18 protein-coding genes are annotated in these 21,830 nt (G+C 39.0%); 13 read left to right on the top strand and 5 right to left on the bottom strand.

What is annotated here, in order from left to right:
• Positions 1-25: 25 nt before the first annotated feature.
• The 5 genes from WH188_RS04210 to WH188_RS04190 are packed head-to-tail and all read left to right on the top strand — an operon-like array spanning position 26 to position 8,295.
• The gene (locus WH188_RS04210; RefSeq protein ID WP_168126020.1) at positions 26-3,136 is read left to right on the top strand and encodes a SusC/RagA family TonB-linked outer membrane protein; all 3,111 of its coding nucleotides are present in this window, start codon (positions 26-28) and stop codon (positions 3,134-3,136) included.
• A gap of 28 nt (positions 3,137-3,164) precedes the next feature.
• Positions 3,165-4,781, top strand: coding sequence for a RagB/SusD family nutrient uptake outer membrane protein (locus WH188_RS04205; protein WP_339423351.1), 1,617 nt, complete (start codon positions 3,165-3,167; stop codon positions 4,779-4,781).
• A gap of 17 nt (positions 4,782-4,798) precedes the next feature.
• Positions 4,799-5,944 carry a SusE domain-containing protein gene (locus tag WH188_RS04200; protein WP_168126018.1) on the top strand — a complete coding sequence of 382 codons (1,146 nt, stop codon included), beginning with the start codon at positions 4,799-4,801 and terminating at the stop codon, positions 5,942-5,944.
• A gap of 6 nt (positions 5,945-5,950) precedes the next feature.
• Positions 5,951-7,087, top strand: a complete 1,137-nt coding sequence (locus tag WH188_RS04195; protein WP_315398483.1) for a glycoside hydrolase family 76 protein — start codon at positions 5,951-5,953, stop codon at positions 7,085-7,087.
• Positions 7,088-7,092: 5 nt separating this feature from the next.
• Positions 7,093-8,295 (top strand): glycoside hydrolase family 76 protein, encoded by a 1,203-nt coding sequence (locus WH188_RS04190; RefSeq protein ID WP_339423350.1) that lies wholly within the window; start codon positions 7,093-7,095, stop codon positions 8,293-8,295.
• Between the two features lie 209 nt (positions 8,296-8,504).
• On the opposite strand, the gene WH188_RS04185 is transcribed toward WH188_RS04190, so the two are convergent.
• Positions 8,505-9,281 (bottom strand): alpha/beta fold hydrolase, encoded by a 777-nt coding sequence (locus WH188_RS04185; RefSeq protein WP_132771301.1) that lies wholly within the window; start codon positions 9,279-9,281, stop codon positions 8,505-8,507.
• 497 nt (positions 9,282-9,778) lie between these two features.
• Between WH188_RS04185 and WH188_RS04180 the strand changes: the two genes are divergently transcribed.
• From WH188_RS04180 to WH188_RS04150, 7 genes are all read left to right on the top strand, one after another.
• Positions 9,779-10,924: a TlpA family protein disulfide reductase gene (locus WH188_RS04180; RefSeq protein ID WP_132771300.1), complete on the top strand. Its 1,146-nt coding sequence runs from the start codon at positions 9,779-9,781 to the stop codon at positions 10,922-10,924.
• Positions 10,925-10,952: 28 nt separating this feature from the next.
• Positions 10,953-11,339, top strand: a complete 387-nt coding sequence (locus tag WH188_RS04175) for a hypothetical protein (RefSeq protein ID WP_339423349.1) — start codon at positions 10,953-10,955, stop codon at positions 11,337-11,339.
• Positions 11,340-11,362: 23 nt separating this feature from the next.
• Entirely contained in the window at positions 11,363-11,902 is a 540-nt protein-coding gene (locus WH188_RS04170; protein WP_132771298.1) for a GNAT family N-acetyltransferase, read from the top strand.
• A gap of 12 nt (positions 11,903-11,914) precedes the next feature.
• The gene (locus WH188_RS04165) at positions 11,915-12,376 is read left to right on the top strand and encodes a hypothetical protein (RefSeq protein ID WP_132771297.1); all 462 of its coding nucleotides are present in this window, start codon (positions 11,915-11,917) and stop codon (positions 12,374-12,376) included.
• A 564-nt stretch (positions 12,377-12,940) separates the two neighbouring features.
• The gene (locus WH188_RS04160) at positions 12,941-13,747 is read left to right on the top strand and encodes an AraC family transcriptional regulator (RefSeq protein WP_132771296.1); all 807 of its coding nucleotides are present in this window, start codon (positions 12,941-12,943) and stop codon (positions 13,745-13,747) included.
• A gap of 295 nt (positions 13,748-14,042) precedes the next feature.
• Positions 14,043-14,651 (top strand): hypothetical protein, encoded by a 609-nt coding sequence (locus tag WH188_RS04155; RefSeq protein ID WP_132771295.1) that lies wholly within the window; start codon positions 14,043-14,045, stop codon positions 14,649-14,651.
• Positions 14,652-14,776: 125 nt separating this feature from the next.
• Entirely contained in the window at positions 14,777-15,448 is a 672-nt protein-coding gene (locus WH188_RS04150) for a formylglycine-generating enzyme family protein (RefSeq protein ID WP_237682702.1), read from the top strand.
• On the opposite strand, the gene WH188_RS04145 is transcribed toward WH188_RS04150, so the two are convergent.
• The 3 genes from WH188_RS04145 to WH188_RS04135 form a co-directional block, all read right to left on the bottom strand.
• Positions 15,445-16,320, bottom strand: coding sequence for a thiol-activated cytolysin family protein (locus tag WH188_RS04145; protein WP_339423348.1), 876 nt, complete (start codon positions 16,318-16,320; stop codon positions 15,445-15,447). The two genes, WH188_RS04150 and WH188_RS04145, sit on opposite strands and share 4 nt — an antisense overlap.
• 7 nt (positions 16,321-16,327) lie before the next feature.
• On the bottom strand, positions 16,328-16,882 hold the full coding sequence (locus WH188_RS04140) for a hypothetical protein (RefSeq protein WP_168126012.1): 555 nt from the start codon (positions 16,880-16,882) through the stop codon (positions 16,328-16,330).
• A gap of 265 nt (positions 16,883-17,147) precedes the next feature.
• Complete coding sequence (locus tag WH188_RS04135) at positions 17,148-18,557, bottom strand: aminotransferase-like domain-containing protein (RefSeq protein WP_339423347.1); 1,410 nt, start codon at positions 18,555-18,557, stop codon at positions 17,148-17,150.
• Between the two features lie 173 nt (positions 18,558-18,730).
• On the opposite strand from WH188_RS04135, the gene WH188_RS04130 reads away from it, so the two are divergent.
• Positions 18,731-19,762 carry a zinc-dependent alcohol dehydrogenase family protein gene (locus tag WH188_RS04130; protein ID WP_339423346.1) on the top strand — a complete coding sequence of 344 codons (1,032 nt, stop codon included), beginning with the start codon at positions 18,731-18,733 and terminating at the stop codon, positions 19,760-19,762.
• Positions 19,763-19,981: 219 nt separating this feature from the next.
• On the opposite strand, the gene WH188_RS04125 is transcribed toward WH188_RS04130, so the two are convergent.
• Entirely contained in the window at positions 19,982-21,823 is a 1,842-nt protein-coding gene (locus tag WH188_RS04125; protein WP_243655444.1) for a carbon starvation CstA family protein, read from the bottom strand.
• Between the last annotated feature and the right edge of the window lie 7 nt (positions 21,824-21,830).

Below are 21,830 nucleotides of genomic sequence, written 5' to 3'. Positions count from 1 at the left end.
ACCAACATATAAACTTTTATTCACTATGATTAAAAAGTCAAAATTATTCCTGGTTTCAGGTATACTGCTATTTGGGCATGCCCCTTATATAGCAATATCGAAACCTACTTTCCTCAAATGGACGGCTGCCCAGCAAGCTGTGCAGGGGAAAGTCATCGATGAAAACGGCAAGCCTATTCAGGGAGCTACCGTACTTTTGCTTGGAACCACCACAACAGTGGTGACGAATCCAGAAGGAAGCTTTTCCGTGCCTGGAAAAATTGGAGACCGCATTCGTGTCACCTACATAGGCTACCAAAATGTTGAAATGCGCATCGAAAGCAATGTCATCAGAGTTCAGATGACTGCAGACAGTCAATCGCTCGACGAAGTGATTGTGGTCGGTTACGGCACTACAACCCGTAGATCTGTTGTAGGGGCAGTAGATCAGATCAATGCCAACGCCATTGAAAACAGACCTGTTGCCAACGTTACCCAGGCGCTACAGGGTGCCTCTCCAAGTCTCAACATCCAGCAACGAAGCATGGATCCCAATGACAACACCATGAACATCAACATCAGGGGGATTTCCACCATGAACAGTAACGGTCCACTGGTTGTCATCGACGGTCTGATCTCTGAATCCGGAGCACTCAACAAACTCAATCCAGCAGATATCGAAAGCGTATCTGTACTAAAGGATGCCGGTTCAGCTGCCATTTACGGTTCCAGATCAGCAAACGGAGTATTGCTTGTGACAACAAAATCGGGAGTAAAGAACCGGGCACCACGCGTTACTCTATCTGCGATGGCCGGTATTCAAGATCCTAAAATCCTTTTTTCTCCTATTGCAGGCTACCAAAATGCCACCTTGAAAAATCTTGCCTTAACGAACATTGGTTCAGACCCTGAGTTCACTCCCGATCAGATCATGGATCTCTACAACCATCGCGATGAGGAAGAGTGGAATTATGACCGGATCATGCAGACTGCACTGCAGCAAAATCATAATGTCTCCATTTCTGGTGGTGGTGAGCATTCGACCTATCTTTTCTCCGGAGGCTATCTCAATCAACGGAGCAATTTTGTCGGTAACAAAGACTATGGAATCGAACGCTTCAACCTACGCTCCAACCTCAGCAATGAATTTGGAATCTTCAAATTAAGTAGTATTTTGGCCTATTCCAGAAATAACGGACTGAACACGACAGCTGGCAATGCCATCATCAATTCCTCCCGTATCCCCTCCTACTATTATTATCGGATGCAGGCCGACAATGGCCGCTACCTGATCAATAATGCGCTGACCGATCAGAATCCCTTAGCCGAATTAAGGGAAGGTGGATACCAGAAGAAAGACAATGATTATTTCAATGCCAACATTGCGTTGGATGTGAAACTCATGGAAGGTTTGAAATTGCGCGGGGTTTTCGGTGCAGAACTCACTTCAGATCACCGGTACATCCGACGGATTCAGGTACCGCTGTATTCCAGTGCGGACGCAGAAAAACCTTTGGTATATGTCAATTCAACCCGTAATACCGAAGACTTTAATGAAAAAGTATCCATGCTCAACTATCAATTGTTATTGGATTACAACCGCACCTTTGGCGATCATGAATTCAAAGGTCTTTTCGGGGCTACCAATGAGTCTTTTACCCGCCGGCAAAATGAAATCAAATTGCAGTTCACCGATCCGATCTTAGGTACACCAACCACAGGAACCATCATCGATCCTTCCAGTAGAACCACACCCGAAGGCACCGAAGAGACGAGCATTACATCACTCATCGGAAGATTAAACTATGCGTATGCCCAACGTTATTTTATGGAAGCCTCTTTCCGTTACGACGGCTCTTCCAAATTTGCCAAGCATAACCGCTGGGGCTTCTTCCCATCGCTATCGCTCGGCTGGCGCATCTCGGAAGAGGGTTTTATGGAATCCTATAAAGAACGTGTCGGTGATCTAAAACTCCGTTCTTCATACGGTATATTGGGAAATCAAGATATTCCTCCTTATCAGTACCTCACCCGCTATACACCGGTCAATAACAGTTACGGCTTCAACAACGAAGCTGTCAGTGGAGCTGGGTTTACTTATGCCAATGAAGACCTGCGCTGGGAAAAAACGCATAATTTCAATATCGGATTAGATGCCTCATTCTTTCATAACAGTCTGACCGCCAGCTTCGATTATTTCCATAAAAATACAAGTGATATCCTCATCACTCCAACGATTCCATCAACATTTGGAACGGGACCTGCCAAGACTAATATTGGAAAGATGAAAAATCAAGGATGGGAATTTGTACTGTCCTACAGAACGAAAACCGGTGAATTCCAGCATAATTTCATGGCAAACATTGGAGACTCACACAATGAGGTGACTTATTTTGAAGGAAAAGAGCAGTTCTCCGAATCCGACCGCATCCGAAAAATAGTACGCGAAGGACTACCTTTTAATTCCTACTACGGTTATAAAGTTCAGAACTATTTCAAAAATATACAAGAAATTGAAACCGCAGCATTACCAGTTGGCGTTGCCGCTTCGGATTTGCAACCTGGTGACGTCCGCTATATTGACCGCAATAATGATGGTGTCATAGATTCCAAAGACCGATTTGTCTTGGGCAATGCCTTTCCTCGTTACACCTTTGGATTTACATACGACCTCACTTACAAAAACATCGATTTCAGCATGTTCTGGCAAGGTGTGGGCAGTAGGGATATGATGGTAAGGGGCGAATTGGTCGAGCCGTTCCACGAGAACTACTCCTATGCCATCTATCAGCACCAGCTCGATTATTGGACACCGACCAATACGGGAGCAGCATGGCCAAGGCTCACGGCCGCAGGCTCAGCATCGACTACGAACAATTACCAAACGGAATCAGATATCTTCTTATTCAACGGTAAGTATGCCAGACTGAAAAACCTGCAGATCGGCTATTCCTTGTCATCGAACTTCGCAAGCCGCCTGCATCTGCAAAAGGCACGGATATTTGTGAACGCCCAAAATCTGCTGACACTGAGTCTCAACTCCTGGATCGATCCGGAATCTTCAGAATTTGATGGCAACATGTCAGGGGCAGCAAACAGCGGACGAAACTACCCGACATTAAAATATTACGGTTTAGGAATAGATATTCAGTTTTAAAAATAAGAACATGAACAAAATTTTAAAAATGATGGGTATTACTGGTTTCGTGGTGGCTTTCACAAGCTCTTGCAACAGCATGGATCCCGTCCTGACAAAAGAATTTACAGATGCCACCTATTGGGAATCTGCAGCCAATGCCGAACTGATGGTTAACATGGCTTACAATCAAATGTATTCTGCTGATAAAATGTGGAATGACGAAGCACTCAGTGACAATATCTACGAGGGACGTTCGGCAACCGACCAACGGCTGATCCGAAATGGTTTGGCTAATCCAAACATGCCACGTTTCGCCTCGGAGTGGTCCGATGCCTACGGTGGATTAAAGACCTGCCATGTATTTTTGGCCAATTTGGATCGTGTCCCTGATGGCAACGAAGCCTGGAAAAAAAGAAAATCAGCAGAAATCCGTTTTATACGCGCTTTCATTTACTTTCGTCTTGTCAACTTTTTCGGAGACGTACCATTTTTCACCTCCGATATTACCTTGGCAGAATCAGAAACAATCAAGAGAACCCCTAAAGCAACTATACTTGCCTTTATCCATGACGAGCTCTCCGCCATCAGCATGATGCTTCCAAATCGCAATGAATTAGCTTTAAGTGACCGCGGACGAATCACTAGAGGTGCGGCAATGGCCTTTCAAGCACGAGCATATCTATATGAGAGCAATTGGCAGAAGACAGCTGATTACTGCGACAGTCTGATGCAAAATCAGGGTGTCTACGGCACTTATGCCCTATTCAATAGCTATGAAGGTCTTTTTCAGCCCGCCAATGAATACAATCAAGAAGTCATCTTAGATTATGCTTATGTTCCGGGTAAAAAACAATGGAATAAACTTTACGATGCAGCCCCCCTATCTGCCGGTGCTCGCCTCAATGCTTATGCGCCACTTCAAAGTTTAGTCAATAACTACTTAACCACAAAGGGTATTCCGATAACAGAAGATGCTGCCTATTCGGACAACAATCCCTATGTTAATCGCGATCCCCGTATGTCGGCAACGATTGTCTTCCATGGTGGCAAGTGGACCGACTTTAATGGAACGATACGTACCATCTATACAAAACCAGGTACAGGAAGCAACGATACCGAAAAAGCAGATGTATATATAAATGCTAGTGCAAATTCCTCCCCAACAGGTTATTATGTCAAGAAATATTATGATCCATCCGTAACCCAGGATTACAACTCAGGCCTCAATATCATTATGTTCCGTTATGCCGATGTCCTGTTGATGTATGCCGAGGCGCAGCATCAATTGGGTAAGATGGATGCCAGCGTCTGGAACCGTACAATCCGCCCCATCCGAGATAGAGCCAAATTTACAGCAGCATCAGCACTCGATTTCCCTACAGGAATAAGTGCGGCAGCACTTACTACCCTGATTCGTAATGAACGTCGAAGCGAGCTCGCACTGGAAGGCTTACGCTATTACGATATCGTACGCTGGAAAGCTGGAAAAACTTACTTAGACGGTACCGTCACCGGAGCAAAATTCGCCAATGGCAACTCGGATTATATCCGCCTTGATAACCGCAGGTTTGATGACAGCAGAGATTACCTCTGGTCGGTACCACGTGCCCAAATGGATCTGAACAAAAATTTGTTACCCAATAATCCGGGTTACGCAAACTAATTTAATCGCATAAAATCATGAAAAAAACAGCAATATTAATCTGGCTTGCCGCCGTTATAGCCACCTTAGGATCTTGTAAAACCGACAACATCGCCTATACAGATGTACAGGTCACAGCAGTCGACAACTTATTTGAACCTTTCGACAATAAAGCCGTTAAACTGGTAAGCGCAGCCTCTGCATCACTCTTCTTTGAATGGGAAGCGGCACTGACCGAAGACGGCGGGGCTCCACAATATGAAATCGCCTTTGATGTCGTAGGTGGAGATTTTTCAAAACCGCTCTATAAACTGACCTCAAACAATAAAGGCTATGCGACCAATGCCTATATCACCCATAAAGTGCTCAATTCAGTTGCTTCCCTTGCAGGAATCAATCCGGGAGAAAGTGGTGATGTACAATGGACGATTGTCACTTCCCGTGGTATCAACCGTGTTATTTCACCCGTAGTGCGTAAACTCAAAATCTCAAGCCTCGAAGGATTTGCCGATATTCCAAACGAACTGTATGCTACAGGAGAAGCTTCCGAAGGTGGAGCTGACATCGCCGCTGCCCTTGCTTTTAAACAGACAGCCACAGGTGAATTTGAAATCTACACCAAATTGGAAGCTGGTAAAAAATATGTTTTTGTAGATCGAAAAGATAACGATGCACGCCGCTTCTATTCAGACAACCAGGTCAAACTAAAAGAAGCAACCGAAGATCTCGGTATGGAAGTTACCAAAACTGCGGTATACCGCATCCAAGTAGATTTCAATGTAGCGACCATCAATTTTACTGAAATCAAATCGATCGGTCTTTGGTTTTCGCCAGATAATAAAATTATGTTCAACCTCCCTTACCAAGGCAAAGGTATCTGGTCAGGTACCGGGGTCATTGCTTTCAAGCAAGAAGGCTGGGGAAAAGATGAACGCTACAAATTTCAGTTGGAAACCGTGGCCAACAATAAAAGTGTGATCGAGCAGTTTGGGGCAAAAAATCCAACCGACAGCCGTCCAACGCCTGCCAGTGATCCAGCATACTATTATATTAAATTGCTTAAAGCAGTTACCCAATGGGATGATAAATGGAAATTTGCAAGTGAAGTGGACGGCAAGTCGACAACGGTTAGCGTCATTTTACAAGGAGATAAAGAGTACACCCATCAAGTCACCGTCAACTAACGCATTATGATGAAATCAATGTATATAGGACTGCTCGTCCTCAGCTTGTTCAGCCTCAACAGCTGCAGCAAGATCAACGATGAATATCAGTTCAACGACGAGCTGGATATCACGTGGGATCAGATGGCGCAACAAACTTCAGATGAACTGATCACCCAATTTTGGAACAACGAAGGCTATTTTAACTATGGAAGTGATGGCTCAGATCTAGGTTTCCAGTACTGGCCCAATGCACATGCCATGGATGTGGTCATCGATGCCTATCTCCGTACCCAGGACCCCAAATATAAAGACTACTTCGCCAAGTGGTTTGAAGGTGTCAAAAAGAAAAATGGCAATACGTATGAAAATGTTTTCTATGATGATATGGAGTGGAATGCACTGACCATGCTCCGCCTTTTTGAGATCACAAAAGAGCAAAAGTATATGGATGCAGTTTTGCACCTCTGGAATGATATCTTAAAAGCGTGGAATACCGAATATGCCGGCGGCGGATTAGCCTGGCGCAAGGATATGCTTTATTCAAAAAATGCCTGTTCCAACGGACCTGCAAGTATTCTTGCCGCCCGGTTGTATAAACTCACAAAAGATGAGCAGTACCTGGATTGGGCCATCCGCATCTACGATTGGCAAAAAGAAACCCTTTTTGACAGGGCTACAGGTGCGGTATACGACAATATCAATGGCGAAACCGACGTCATCAATATGACTGCCCTCACCTATAACCAAGGGACATTTGTAGGAACAGCAGTGGAACTTTTTGATATTACGAAAGACCCTCTTTATATGAACGATGCACAAAAAGCATCCAATTATACGATGACCAAATGTATCGATGCCAGTAATAATGTCCTCCGCAATGAAGGAGATGGAGATGGAGCCCTGTTTAAGGGAATCTTTGTACGTTACTTTATTGAATATTTGAAAAGAGATGGTATTAACGAAGCCTTTCGGTCAAAATTTGAGAACTTCATTCGTAACAACGGAAAAGTCGCTTGGCAGCAAGGGCAAGATACGGGGATCCTACTTTTCAGCCCATCATGGACACAAAAACCACTCGGACAGACACAATTAACGAGCCAGTCCAGCGCTGCTATGCTTTTTGAAGGACTGGCATCATTTGAAAAATCAACTAAAAAATAACGAATATGATCAAGCAAATCGTTGGAACAGGGATCGCCCTGTTAATTACAACAGGTCTCTATGCACAACAAGCCAGTGAAAATACCGCTTATCAACGAGCGGTTAAAAGCCTGCAGATAATTGAAAAACTTTATGGTGTAGCAGATGGCAAGCATCTTTTCCGCGAAGTTTATCCTTTTGACCAGACTTACAATGCGAGCTATCTTGGAGATGGAGATAATAGCAAGAAATCAAACCCCTACTCCTATCTTTGGCCATTTTCAGGAAGCTTATCCGCTTACACAGCACTTCTTGAAAAATCAAATGATCCAGAGATCAAAAAGCATATTGACCAAGAGGTGCTTCCGGGACTTGAGAATTACTATGATAAACGTCAACCTGCAGCCTACGCCTCCTATGTAAATAGTGCGCCGACATCAGACCGCTTTTATGACGACAATATCTGGCTGGGTATTGACTTTGCTGACCTCTATTTGCAAAGTAAAAATCCTGCATATTTAGCAAAGTCAAAGGAAATCTGGACTTTTGTAGAAAGTGGTATGGATGACAAGCTCGGTGGTGGTATCTATTGGTGCGAACAACGAAAAGAATCTAAAAACACCTGTTCCAATGCTCCTGCGGTCGTTTATTTACTTAAATTATATGAAGCAACACAAGAAAAAAAGTATCTTACGCAAGCCGTTACACTTTATAACTGGACGATGAAAAATCTCGAGGATCCGGCCGATCACTTATATTGGGACAACATCAACCTGAAAGGGGAAATTCAGAAAACGAAATATCCCTACAATACAGGACAGATGATCCAAGCAGGTGCCTTGCTGTATAAGTTGACCAAAGAAGAAAAATATCTGAAAGATGCACAGCTCTCAGCAAAATCAGCATTGGCTTATTTCTTCTATCCCGCAGAAAATGGAAAGGATAAAACTGCAAACTATCTCGTACTTAAAAAAAGCGACAATTGGTTTATCGCCATCATGTTGAGAGGATTTATTGAGCTTTACCACCAAGATAAAAACAGCCAATACATCCAAGCTTTTCATTCCAATTTGGAACATGCATGGAAAGCCATGCGAGACAAAAATGGATTATTCGGAACAGAGTGGACTGCAGATGCAAAACCTTCTGATCAGAAATGGCTATTAAATCAATTTGCCCTTGCTGAAATGTATGCCCGTTTATCACAAGTGCCAGACACCCTAAAGTAAATATAACAGATATTCATGCTCTGCATCACAGCAAAAAGCCCGGTCGAAAGATTGGGCTTTTTGTTTTAGCGTGCAATTTGACACTGAACTAAAAATACAGGAAGATGAATCAAATAACATACCGTATTGATATCTTCCCTTACCGACTAAATGAACGGTCGCATCTATTAAGTAAAATGCCCAATTCGCCTGGAGCTTTGCACTCGGCACTACTGTTCATTTAAAAATTGCTTTAAAGTAATGAAGAATAATTCCAGTTGATCTTCATAGGCGACATGTCCTGCAAAAGGAATATTTAAAAGTGCGGCATTATCTATACATTCTGCAACTTCGAAAACACTTTTTCTAGAAAATAAATGATCTTGGTCACCTCTTACAATAAGTGCTGGACAATTGATTTCACTCACCCTTTCATTTGGAAATCCCGTTTCGGTTTTATCCAGCCATAAGGCTACCACTGATTTTATAAGCTTCTCAAAATCAGGCTCAGGATTTAATTTCTGATAGAGATTAAAACTATCTGGAAACTTTTCTTTCCAACCGGCAGCCGTTACATTCAAAAATATTTCTTCGGTTGCTAATAGATCTTTAATGTTCCATGTAGCGCCTATAGTCACAATTTTTTTGATTTTTATAGCATTTTCAATTGCCATTCTGTACGAAATAATTCCACCATCACTAAATCCAATAATTATAATATTATTGATGTTCAAGGACTTTAACAAAGCCTCAATATCAGATTGCAAAAGTTGATAAGTTAGCTTGTCAGATCCAAGTGAAGATTTGCCCTGTCCTCTGCTGTCTATCCCAATTATCCTAAAATCATCTGCTAAAAGTGGAACCAAAACATTAAAATCCTCCATATTTCCTACCCCCCCATGAAGAAAAATTATTACTGGTTTATCAGGATTCCCTATTTCTTCATAGTAAATCTTAGCTTCGCCGGTACAGAAGTACGCCCCCTTTTGATGGTCAAATGTATTCATAAATGTCTTTTTATAATTTTTTTTAGGTGAAGCTCAACTTTCTATTTATTCCTATTCTGATGTTTCTTTGTATCCACTCATCCGCTAAAATACCAAATTCATTTAAAAGATATTTTAATGCAAAAAGTTTTTTTACATACTTCTTCATCTGCACACATGCCAGTATAAGGTCCGGCTGGTTTGAAATAAATGCAAGCATATGAAAATTGTTATATATTTAATAGACATCTGGTCTTTATTTTGTTTATACTGCAACTCTTATGGTAAATTAAGATAATATTTCACATAAAAACACTCCCGTACAATACACCCCACCGGCACTTAAGCGTAGAAGCTTTTTACTGCTGTTAAAAATTTCTATAACAACTGTAACAATAGATTCATAATTCGAGAGTTTAACTAAAAAAAGCTAACTTCATCATATTACTGATCTTCTGGGCTGTATGTAAATTAAGAATTGATTAAGTAAAAAGATACGAATTAATTGAAGCTTTCATATGACAAATAAATTTCTCTTATTATTATCAACTTATCTTTTTGTAATTGTATTAATTTTTATTGATTGTTCCTCGAGTTTTTCTCAGACGGTACAAATAACCGGTAATAGCGAAATATCTGAAGGGAAAGTCATCATTTCTTTTCTTACAAAAAATGGATCGCAGCTAGATTCAATACATATAAGAAACGGAGTCTTCGAAAAGATCATTCCTAAGAGCATTAATGAAAAATATAACATCAGATATGACAAAAATGAGTCATCTTACGATTTTTATATTTCCGAACATGTAACCCATCTTTATTTGGCAACGAATATTCCTCATTCAAAGGTGAAAAATCCATCCAATGCACAATTAGATCAGATCCGATATAATGAACTATTCCTTGATCTTAGAAAAGAGATCGCGCTTACAAATCAACAGCTATCTCATTTTCAGAAAACAAAAGTGTATACAGATTCTATTATCCATTTAGCAAACAAAATGGACTCACTCGAAAATTTGAGAATAACCGCTGCATTAGCCTATTATAAAAAACACCCTTTTTCATTAGCAGCATTAGAGAGCCTAGAGATTTTAATAAAGAGAAAATATGGAAGGGAACGTTACAAAGAGTTTAAACCATTATTTAATTCAAATAATAAAATTTTAAACAGCAACACTAATTATAAATCTATAAAACAATTTATCACCATTTTAGATGACTATCACATTCAAAATAGTGTCAAAAATTACACTGCATCTGATATTAACAGCGATATCATTCATGTTTACCAACTGGCTAAGGATAAGATCCTGTTAATTGATTTTTGGGCGAGCTGGTGTATTCCTTGTCGGGAAGAACATCCACAACTATTAGCATTAAGAGAAAAATATAAAGATAAATTTGAAGTATTATCCATATCCATTGATGAGGATCTTGTCAAGTGGAAGAAGGCTATTTCTGAAGACAAAATAGGCGTTTGGAAACACCTTTCTTATAAGTCAGGTAATCTACAAAATATCAGACGTGAACTCCTCGTCTTTTCTGTTCCGCTAAGATTACTGATAAATGAAAAGGGAGAAATTCTGAATAGATGGGAAGGATCCGACGAATTATTTATAAAAGAAATAGAACAAAAAATCCAGAAATTAATTGAGATTTAGCAAAAACAGATTATAGAACATGATATATATGAAAAAACTAACATTACTTGTCTTCTTATTGTCCATCACTACGATCATCTTTGGACAAGAGGTTGTAGAAACAAAAACTGCTACTGAAAATCCTGCTCAACATCAACAATATACTTATGCATATATTGTAATTAAAGGAAAATTTCTATCAAAAAAACTTAAGGTCAATGTTGATCTTGGTGAAACTGAAGAACAGCTTAAAGCTGGTAAAGAATATTCAGAGTTTCTAACGAATAAAATGTCATATGCCGCCATTCTTAATCATATGGTTGATCATGATTTTGAATTGGTTGAAACATTAGATTACACCACTGTAACTTCTGGTGATGGCGGTACATCTGGAATTGTATTTGTCATGAAAAAGAAGTCCGAAAAGAGAAAATAACCGTGATCTAAACTTTAAAAAATATGAATGACAAAAGTGTAGGGACAAAAGTTAAGGATATCAGTCATCACATGCTATTGAACAATGTCTTATTGAAATATATAGACATTACTGATACGATCAATATCCATAAACTACGCACAGACCCCGAGGTCAATAAATTTATGAAACGAGATCTAAACCAATCCCTCGAAGAGATTCAATTATTTATCAAAAAGCGGATGGATACAACTCATTATTTTACGATCAACATGAGAGATACTCAACAATTTGCAGGTACAATTACAATATGGAGGATCAATATTGAAAAAAAATCCGCAGAGCTGGGCTATGCACTGCTACCTGAATTTCAAGGCCAAGGTTTGATGAGTAGCGCAATACAGCTGGTCCTAAACTATGCTATTTCTACTTTAAAGCTCAACCATATCGAGGCAAAGACAGTTCGAAATAATATAAAGTCCCGTCAACTCCTAGAAAAGAATGGGTTTATCCTATTGCCTGATGTGATTGATGAAAATAACTCGGACAATGTGATTTATACATATAGCATGAAGCAAAACTGATTATAACTAAATATGAAATACCAATTTACATTACCGAACTTTCCGGAGTCAATCTTTGAAATGAAATATTCAACTTGGTTTGGTGAACAATCGTTATACAAAGACGATGTACCCATGGAGCGATCAACGGAAAAAGGAAAACCTTTTTTAATTCCGACTAAATCAGGAGAAATTTTAAAGGCTTATCCCAAAAAAGACTTTCCGAGTATTGTCCAAGCGCTAGAAATCGATCAGAACCAGCACAACATAGTAGAAAAACTGAAGTTGTACGATTTTGCTATTGCACTACTACCCTTCTGTTTGGTTTTTATTTTTAACGGTAAAAGTATCTTCATCGCAATTGCACTCGTAGCATTTCTAAACAATTTGGATATCCTAAGAACTAATAGCACGCAAAAGAATAAATATCTAAAAGTGATCGTTCAAACAGCGGTGATCACTGCACTTTATTTTGTAGCGATACAGTTGTTCTAAGTTTGATAGAGAGGCTACCTTAAGAGGAATGCTATAATACTTCTGCATTCGACAACTCATCAAAATAAGAGATGAAGAAGAATTCGCTCTTTTCCAATAGTCAATTTCTAAAAGAATATCATTCTAATAAATACGATCGGATCGCGCATAGTCTTTAGCAATGATTTAATTACGATGATGAGGACCTTCTATACACCGATATATGCGAGATAACCACCTACTAACATAAATACCACAAAGATAAAGAAAGCACGGATGATCACCGCTCTCGTATTGATTTCCTTTTTCATATTTCAAATATTTATTAAGTTTACTGCGCAACTACTAATGCACCGATTCCTGCTAAAAACACTGCTTTTCAATGATGTCTACAATCATTTTCCGTCAAACATTATATCGACAATCTGTACCTAAAGTTAATATATAAATAATTTAAACCCAAAAAAATCAGACCTATTTATAAAATAACACTTTGATTATTTAAGATAATTGTTGAATTTGGATCAAAACAAAAAACATTCATGTAGATAAAACAAATGGATTAAATGCATAACTATACTTAAAATGGGAAAGAAAAATATAGCTTTTTTTGAACAAGAGCACTTTAATAAAATAAAGGAATATAGATTTACTCCAGACCCATTTCTTCAAGAATATGTCAAAGAGTTTATGATAGTGGAAACTCCTGATTTAGTAAATTTAGAAACGCTTCCCAGCACATCAGTATCATTGAACTATATTTTGAATGGTGCAGTCACATTGAAGCAAAAAAATCAGGAGGTGATCGATTTACCCAAAGCTTTCGCTTTTGGGATCGCCCGCACTTCACTCCATTTTGAATTCTCAAAGTGCACCACTTTATTTGTCATTATCTTTAATCCCGGGATGGCATCCGCATTGATTAATACCCCCATAAATGAGTTTTTTGAGACATTTATACCATTTGATAATTTTTTTAACCGGCATCAAATTTCCTGCTTAAATAAAATTTTCTCTAAAAAAAATGAATACGAACTGATGGTCGAAAAAATAGAAAGGTTTCTGCTTGTGGAATTATTGTGTGCCCATACGGATGGCATTATCAAAGAAGCGATCCGTGAAATTATTGACTCCCAGGGTTCTATTCCGATCAAAAAACTATTAGGTCAACTGCAGATTAGTAGAGACTCATTTGAAAAAAAATTCAGAAAACAAGTTGGCACTTCACCAAAACAGTTTTCAAACATTGTGAGATTTAGAAATTTATTCGAAAATGATCACAAGAAAACGAATTTAACTGCAATCGGGTTAAATGCAGGATACTATGACCAGTCTCACTTTATAAAAGATTTTAAAGCCATTACGGGCAAAAAACCATCATCTTTTTTATAATCTCTAATCCGTACTTTACGTCATCAAGATTAATATATCTTGATTGGTAACCACTCCACTTCCCGTACTGTTTCATTAAAATGGATATGCCCCCTCTCCCTTACGAACTCGACATGGTGTTCCCTACGCTTATTCTAACCTGTCAGCTATAAAAAATGATATTTTACAATTTTACACTACTGCAATTTTCGTTCTTTGTTTTGTCGGCCTCCATGTTGTGCACACAGGCTAAGCTGGAAAATAGATCAATTATTAAGGATAACTAAAAATAAACAAGAACAAAATTCAATTTAAGATGAAAAAAAATGCTCAGTTAATAGTCGGATTTTATGCAGGGATAGTAACGATTGCTTTTCTAATGCTTTTTTACTCGTTCAATACATTACATCAAAAGTTTGATGAGATTACAGTCAAACGGATCAATATCGTTGATGATAAAGGCGTAAATAGGATGATTATTTCCAACCAAGAAAGGATGGAGCCACCGATTTTATTCGGAAAAAAATACAAACGCGCATTAAATCCTGCAGGTATCATATTTTATAATGAAAAAGGAGATGAATGCGGCGGATTAGCGATTTCAAAAAATCCGGAAACCAATACTTACGCTTTGGCTTTTGACTATGACAATGCGGATGCAATTGGAATTTTAACACAGCAAAGTAATAAAAACAATCACTATAAATCAGGTATTGTCATCAATGATAAGGATCTTGCTGGTAAAATTGGTGGAAATACGAATAGAATTAATTTAATGACTGACAATGGAAATTCAGGTTTAGTCATTAATGGTCCAGATGAAAAACCACGTATCATCATATCGGTTGACAGTCTGGGCAATCCTCTGTTTAAAATCCTGAATAACGAAGGTAAATTAATTAAAGAAATCAATTCTTCTGAGTAAGTTGTCCTGCTTATACTAAAAATACTATTTTTGATACATACAGCGGGAAACAGATTAATTTTGTAAGTTCGATGTCTGAAGCGATAAGAAAATAAATGGGCGAATTGAATTGAAGCAGCATGGCAATGAAATCAATTTTTTTGGAACAGATGGTGGAGATACCAAGTGGACAGATTGCGTTACGCGATGACAGAACAAAAGAGAAGTGGACGGTAAACATTAAACCATTTCTGCTTCTCAAATTTCCTGTAACGCAGGAACTGTATGTTGAAGTCACCCATACTAACCCAAGTACTTATATCGGAAATTCCCTTCCTGTTGAAACCGTAACATTCAAAGACGCTGTGATTTTTTGCAACAAGCTCTCTTCTCTAAACAAATTAGAACCATATTATAAAATTAACGCTGAAAATGAAGAAATAACCTATGATGAAACAGCAGCCGGATTTCGCTTACCAACAGAAGCAGAATGGGAGTATGCCTGTAAAGCAGGAACAACTGGAGTTCGATATGGCAAATTAGAATCAATTGCATGGTATAAGGACAATTCAGAGCATAAAACTCAAAATGTAGGACAAAAGGCCCCAAACCCCTGGGGACTTTACGATATGTTGGGCAATGTATGGGAATGGTGCTCCGATCTATACGATACCGAGGTATATGGGTCCTACCGTATTTTCCGCGGTGGCGGTTTTTGTGACACAGAAAGGAGCGTAATGGCAACAACACGCAGAAGAAGTCATCCGTCAAAATTTAAAATTGACGACCTAGGATTTAGAATTGCGAAAAATAGTTAGTATGTATTAGAAAAAATTTGATTGTTTCTGAGGTAAGCAGCACCAAAGGAGATCGGAAGTCCAGGACTACTAAAGTCTTTTTTAGCGTCGATATAATCTAGAACCTCTTCTAACATCCTACTAGAGTCAACATCAATTACATCTTGGCTACCGAGCAACGCTACCCGGAAGGTGCAATTGGCCAAAACACCTTTTTCCTGATTTGACAGTTCCTTCCTTGTCAAAATAGCAGATAGGGCATTTTTCACTTGAGATGCATCTAAATTGGATTCAACAAGAACAATCGCCCTGCGACCAAAAGAAAGGGTATTCACATAAATAAGCTCATTGCTATTATAGCGGTCAAGCAGTGCATTATTAGTTTTAAATTTACCTTCGGCAGGTAGATCCATTTCAGCAGTAAAAGCCACACGCTCCATATTTACAGCGAGTAATGTTTGTGGTTTTTCATCAGGATCAGAAACTGAAAACCAATCCGCTACATCAATCTTCTGACCAAAGTAATGCGCAACATCTCCATAGCTCTTCAAGTCTTTGATACTAAAGGAGAAGCTGTTTTCACTATGAGGAACGCTATTTGCAATCTGCTGTGCTTCCTCAATTACATTATAAAAGGCTGCTTTTTCAGATTTGATGATTTTACTCTTTAACTTAATCCCTCCAAAACTGACAACAATATCATCCTGAATAATCGGCAAGACATCGTGAGTTTTAGTATTGATTAAACTTTCTTGCAGCAACGCTCCCAAATAAAGTTGATCAGGAGATTTTGCAGTAATTACAGTAGAATTTTGATCTTGAGCAAATACAAAAATTGATAACATCATTCCAATGAAGGAAAATAAAATATGTAATGGCGGGTATTTTATCATAACAAGTCTAATTATATAAGAGGTCAAACGTCAACCAGGTTAAGCTGGACAACTGGTCTGTCTTCGAAAATAGAGGATCATCCAAATTCATATGATATTCCTGACCAAGGACAAGTCTGGTTGCGGGTGTTTGATCCTTTTTTTTCGCATAAAACGTCATGTTTAATTTGAAATCTTTCTCGCTCGATTTTTCTCCTAATTGTTTCCACGATTGCTTATCTCCTAGCTGAAGATACAGCTTGTCCCCCTCCCATTTTGATTTGAATTTTTCCACGATATCAAAAGGCTTTAACAGGAATGTGGAGTCATTTTTAAACACGATTGCTTCAGGAATTGAAAATGCGATCCGGTCACCAAAATAATTTTCAATCTCACTTTCTTTCAGCGGAGTAACATCTCCAGAGCTGATTACATGATTGAAGACTGCAATTTTTTTAGAACCTAACGTTAGTTTTATATCTGGATGGGTAGTTGGCGGCTCTATTATTGGATTGATAATTTCTTCATTGCTTTTGCAACCATTCATCACAAAAAATAAAGACATTAAATACAAATATTTCATTTTATCAGATTTGGTTAGCAAGAGTTTCACAATCGAATTCGTTGATTCTGTATGTTCCAAGAATCGAAGAAGTAACCTTAATTTTCTCAAATATAGGAAAAAATATATATTAACAAAATTTGTCGAAGATTAGATGGGGATAACAAGTAGCAATATTCAAGAACATATTGCTTAGGACAACACATAGACTGTAAAATCTCCGTCGGAACTGGTTTCCATATCCTAGAAGGCCGTGATCATTGCTGCTAAAGCCAATGAAGATATTTTAAATTAATTTTCCAATGGTGATTATTGCATTTTCAGTTTTATTGCTCCACAACGGACAGTAATTTATCCTGATATAATGGTGATAAAAATCTGAGGTTGAAAAGATATGTCCGGGACATATCCCAATTCCCTTACTTAAAGCCTCCTGTTGCAATACAAATGCATCTCTATTTTCAGGAAGTTCGATCCATATACTCAAGCCACCTTGGGGCACAGATAGCCGAATCTCTTTCGGAAAGTAGGTTGCTATAGCACTTAGATATTTCATCATCTGCCCCTGCAGTTCGATTCCTAATTTCCTGATATGACTGTCGTAATGCCCACTCTCCAAATATCTTCCTATTGCATCCTGTAGTACGGGATTTGTAGATATATTAGAACCGAATTTTAATTTTTCCAATTGTGACTGATTTTTTCCAGCAGAAACCCAACCGATTCTAAATCCTGGAGCTAAAGTTTTAGAAAACGAAGAGCAATACATCACATTATTGTAGGTATCAAATGCTTTTGCAGGTAATGATCTTGAAGTCTTAAAATTTAATTCTCCCAATGAATCATCTTCGATTAATGGAATATTCTCTTCACCTAAAATCCTGACCAATTCTATTTTTTCGGTATCGGGCATACATGCACCCGTTGGGTTATGACAGGTAGGCATAAAAATACAGGCAACAATTTGATGTATGGACAATGCTTCTTTTAAGGCTGGTATGGAAAGTCCTGTAACAGGGTCTGTAGCAATTTCTAAAGCTTTGAGGCCTCTGCTTTCAAGACTTTGAAGAATACCATGATAAGTAGGAGATTCGACGGCAACAATGTCTCCAGATTTGGTTACCGCATCTAAACATAGATTGATTGCCTCCATACAGCCATTAGTGACAACAATATCATCTATGGCAAGTGACACATTCCATTCCATCGTTCGTCTTGCTATCTGCATGAGTAGCCTGGGGTGTCCATCCACTAATGGATACTGAAAATTATCACTACTCAGATGTGTTAATGATGCATTTACGGCTTTATTAAGCTTCGTCAGCGGAAGATATTCATTTACAGGTGCTAGAATCGAAAAGTTTATAATGCCATTCTCTTTAGCATTCTTCATCATTGCCGTTGCCATTGATGTAATCTCTACTGAAGCAGGTATTGCTGGTTTCAGATTTTTGTTTGAGTTTCGAATAGCATCTGGTACTGTATTGATGATATATCCAGATCTCGGTCTTGAAATGATCAAACCCTTTGCCTCCAAAATTGAATAAGCCTGAAAAACAGTGTTCATGCTCACAGCCATTTCCTTACTCAAAGTCCTGACAGAAGGTATTTTATCACCACCTTTCAAATTTAGTTTAGAAATTGAATCCTCTATCTTACGGGCAACCTGTTCGTATAAAAAGCTTTTACCTGCCATAGCCAAAAATAAAATAAAATAAAATAAAACGTATGCAACCATTTAACTGATAACAATCCTAACAAAGAACTATAAAAATATTGACTCTTTCATCTGATCTCATTTTTTTTCACCAATCTGACTCTGTTTTCATTTTTATAATTTAGAGACCTTTGTATTATAAAATTAATAATATGTCTCAAGAACAAAATAAAATGAAAGCTTGGCAATTACATGCCTTCGGTTTGGAGAACCTCACTTTAGATACAGTTGCTATTCCAACACCTGGAGAAAACGATGTACTGATTAAAGTTGGTGCTGTATCGCTTAATTTTCGGGACAAAGCCATAGTAGATGGAATCTACGAAGCGGAAATGATCCCAAAACCCCTTATTCCTGTATCGGATGCAGTGGGAACAATTGTGAAAGTTGGCGCCAAAGTAACCCGATTTAAAGTCGGAGAAAGAGTTACCTCCCATCTTTATTCAAAATGGATTGATGGTGCCCCCGCTCCCAATGAACCTGACTTTTGCTTTGGTGCACCTTTGCCTGGAGGGCTTGCTGAATATATGATTATTCATGAAGAATCAGCAGTTTTGGCGCCTGAAACATTAAATGATGAAGAAGCTTCAACACTTCCAATTGCTGCTTTGACAGCCTGGTATTCGTTGGTTACTTATGGGAATCTTCAACCTGGAGAAACTGTTGTGATCCAGGGAACAGGTGGAGTCTCTATTTTTGGAATACAGATCGCTCACGCTTTAGGTGCGCGAGTTATTGTGACAACAAGCAGTGATGAAAAAGGACAAAGGGCAAGAGAATTGGGTGCTGACGAGATTATCAACTACGTAAAAACTCCCGATTGGGCAAAAGAAGTGCAAAGATTGACCAACGGTAAAGGTGCGGATCAATTATTGGAAGTGGTCGGTGGAGAGGGCCTCAACGACTCTGTTGAAGCAACTAAAGTTACCGGACAGATTGCTGTTATAGGTTTCCTTGCAGGGCAATCTACCCATCTTGATTTGATGCGTGTCATTTTTAAACAAACAAAAATTCAGGGAATAGCAGTCGGTAACAGAACAGCTTTCGAAGAAATGAACAAAGCTTTTGACAGATATACGATCAAACCCGTTATTGATACCGTATATTCTTTTGAACAAGCTGTCGAAGCTTATAAACATTTGGGACGTGGTGCCTTCGGTAAAATTGTCATTAAAATCAGCTAATTAAAACATGCTACAATGACATCAGTAATATGATCTAATTTGTTTAGAGATCATATTGAAAAGCTACTCAACCACAAGAGAACAATGATAAGTGATTCTTTAGGTTAAGTAGCTTTTTGAAATCAAGTAATATTTCAGTACATCCACAATAACTTTAATTTGACTTCTGTTTACCTGAAAAACTACGCATCAAAATTGAATGAGAAAAATCGAATTTCTTTACCGTTCTACGACAGCCTTTACCATTTCTCCGTTTTGATCGACAATGCGACTATCTGTTCGCCATAAAAGGTACCACTTTCTAAAAGTCCCTATAAATACGAGAAACATTAACAGCATAGCCAAAATGGCTAATGAAGCCAAAAGCATCTGTCCTTTCGGTAGATAAATATCCACGATCTGCAAGTAACCAGCCCAAAAAGTAATAATAGCCATGAATACTCCCGGTAGAGCAGTACATAAAGCATATTTACCCCTGTTCATTCGGAGCAGCATGGTCGTACAGACAATCAATCCACAGGCTGCCAATAGCTGATTACTGATTCCAAATAATGGCCAGATACTACTGACATTCCCTGTATACACTAAGTATCCCCACGAAATCGTAAAAAGAGCACTGCACAACCAAACACCTGGTTTCCAATCTTTATCTTTAAATGCAGGAATTACGGAACCTAACATTTCCTGTAAAAAGAAGCGCCCCACGCGGGTACCTGCATCAATTGCTGTCAAGATGAATACCGCTTCGAACATGATGGCAAAATTATACCAATAAGCCATAATATCATCCATAAAAGGTACCTTATCAAAAATATGAGCCATCCCCACAGCCAAAGAAACTGCACCACCAGTACGTCCATGCAGATCCACTCCTATCCTATCTATAAAATGAGGTAGATCTACCGTATGAAGTTGCGGGTGAAGTTTCAAAAATTGTGCGTAATCGTCTACAGGTGTATTAATCGCAAAATAATCGCCTGGCATTAAGGTACAAGCCGCAATCAAAGCCATCAGTGCCACAAACCCTTCAACAAGCATGGCGCCGTAACCGACAAAAAGTATTTCTCGTTCTTTTCCTAACATTTTAGGAGTAGTACCCGTTGCAATGATCGCATGGAAACCAGAGATAGCACCACAAGCAATGACTATAAAAATAAAAGGAAGTACCGGACCACCAATAACGGGTCCGCCACCATGGATAAAACTCGTCAATGCCGGCATCTGAAGCGTTGGATGAACAAATATAACCCCAACAGCAAGCATCAATATCGTTCCAATCTTGAGGTAAGTAGAAAGATAATCACGGGGCACTAAAAGAAACCAAATGGGGAGTACGGAGGCGAAAAAACCATACACCGCGATTGCGATTGAAATCGTTTTTACATCCCAATCAAACAGATCATGGACGAACGGAATTTCCATAAGCCGGTGGCCCCCAATAATACCCACGAGCAGTAAAATACCACCCAGTACACTCGCGAGTGTCACAGACCCAGGTCGATAACGCATCAGTAACCCCATAAATATAGCGATGGGCATTGTGAGTATGATCGTAAACAAAGACCAAGGAGCTTCATGCATAGCACTTATGCAAGCCAAAGATAAACCTGCAAGGGTGAGGATAAGGATAAATAAAACGGCGATTCCTGCAATTCCACCTACAACAGGTCCTATTTCTTTTGACGCAATCGTCGCCAAACTTTGTCCCTTATGCCGCACCGATGCAAATAAAACAACCATATCGTGCACCCCACCACCCAATACACAGCCGATTAAAATCCACAAAGTACCGGGAAGATATCCAAATTGTGCCGCCAGTACAGGTCCAACAAGTGGACCTGCAGCAGCAATAGCTGCAAAGTGATGACCAAACAATACCTTACGGTCAGTCTTCACATAATCGTGCCCATCAGCAAACTCAACTGCCGGTGTTGGTATGGTATCGTTAAGCCTTAAGACCTTTTTGGAAATAAAAATCCCATAAAAACGATATGCGATTGCAAAGATCAAAAGCGAAACAAAAACCAGCGTTAAGGCATTCATATTGTTCAAGTCCATCATAAATCAA

It is taken from the genome of Sphingobacterium sp. MYb388 (genome assembly GCF_037479535.1).
Lineage (GTDB): Bacteria > Bacteroidota > Bacteroidia > Sphingobacteriales > Sphingobacteriaceae > Sphingobacterium > Sphingobacterium anhuiense.
This window is presented reverse-complemented; position numbering and strand designations above follow the sequence as displayed.

Coding starts and splice junctions, on each gene's coding strand:
- WH188_RS04170 (WP_132771298.1), top strand. CDS start 11,363: ATGAATGACAAAAGTGTAGGGACAAAAGTTAAGGATATCAGTCATCAC.
- WH188_RS04145 (WP_339423348.1), bottom strand. CDS start 16,320: ATGATAAAATACCCGCCATTACATATTTTATTTTCCTTCATTGGAATG.
- WH188_RS04165 (WP_132771297.1), top strand. CDS start 11,915: ATGAAATACCAATTTACATTACCGAACTTTCCGGAGTCAATCTTTGAA.
- WH188_RS04205 (WP_339423351.1), top strand. CDS start 3,165: ATGATGGGTATTACTGGTTTCGTGGTGGCTTTCACAAGCTCTTGCAAC.
- WH188_RS04175 (WP_339423349.1), top strand. CDS start 10,953: ATGAAAAAACTAACATTACTTGTCTTCTTATTGTCCATCACTACGATC.
- WH188_RS04135 (WP_339423347.1), bottom strand. CDS start 18,557: ATGGCAGGTAAAAGCTTTTTATACGAACAGGTTGCCCGTAAGATAGAG.
- WH188_RS04160 (WP_132771296.1), top strand. CDS start 12,941: ATGGGAAAGAAAAATATAGCTTTTTTTGAACAAGAGCACTTTAATAAA.
- WH188_RS04200 (WP_168126018.1), top strand. CDS start 4,799: ATGAAAAAAACAGCAATATTAATCTGGCTTGCCGCCGTTATAGCCACC.
- WH188_RS04180 (WP_132771300.1), top strand. CDS start 9,779: ATGACAAATAAATTTCTCTTATTATTATCAACTTATCTTTTTGTAATT.
- WH188_RS04125 (WP_243655444.1), bottom strand. CDS start 21,823: ATGATGGACTTGAACAATATGAATGCCTTAACGCTGGTTTTTGTTTCG.
- WH188_RS04155 (WP_132771295.1), top strand. CDS start 14,043: ATGAAAAAAAATGCTCAGTTAATAGTCGGATTTTATGCAGGGATAGTA.
- WH188_RS04185 (WP_132771301.1), bottom strand. CDS start 9,281: ATGAATACATTTGACCATCAAAAGGGGGCGTACTTCTGTACCGGCGAA.
- WH188_RS04140 (WP_168126012.1), bottom strand. CDS start 16,882: ATGAAATATTTGTATTTAATGTCTTTATTTTTTGTGATGAATGGTTGC.
- WH188_RS04210 (WP_168126020.1), top strand. CDS start 26: ATGATTAAAAAGTCAAAATTATTCCTGGTTTCAGGTATACTGCTATTT.
- WH188_RS04130 (WP_339423346.1), top strand. CDS start 18,731: ATGTCTCAAGAACAAAATAAAATGAAAGCTTGGCAATTACATGCCTTC.
- WH188_RS04190 (WP_339423350.1), top strand. CDS start 7,093: ATGATCAAGCAAATCGTTGGAACAGGGATCGCCCTGTTAATTACAACA.
- WH188_RS04195 (WP_315398483.1), top strand. CDS start 5,951: ATGATGAAATCAATGTATATAGGACTGCTCGTCCTCAGCTTGTTCAGC.
- WH188_RS04150 (WP_237682702.1), top strand. CDS start 14,777: ATGAAATCAATTTTTTTGGAACAGATGGTGGAGATACCAAGTGGACAG.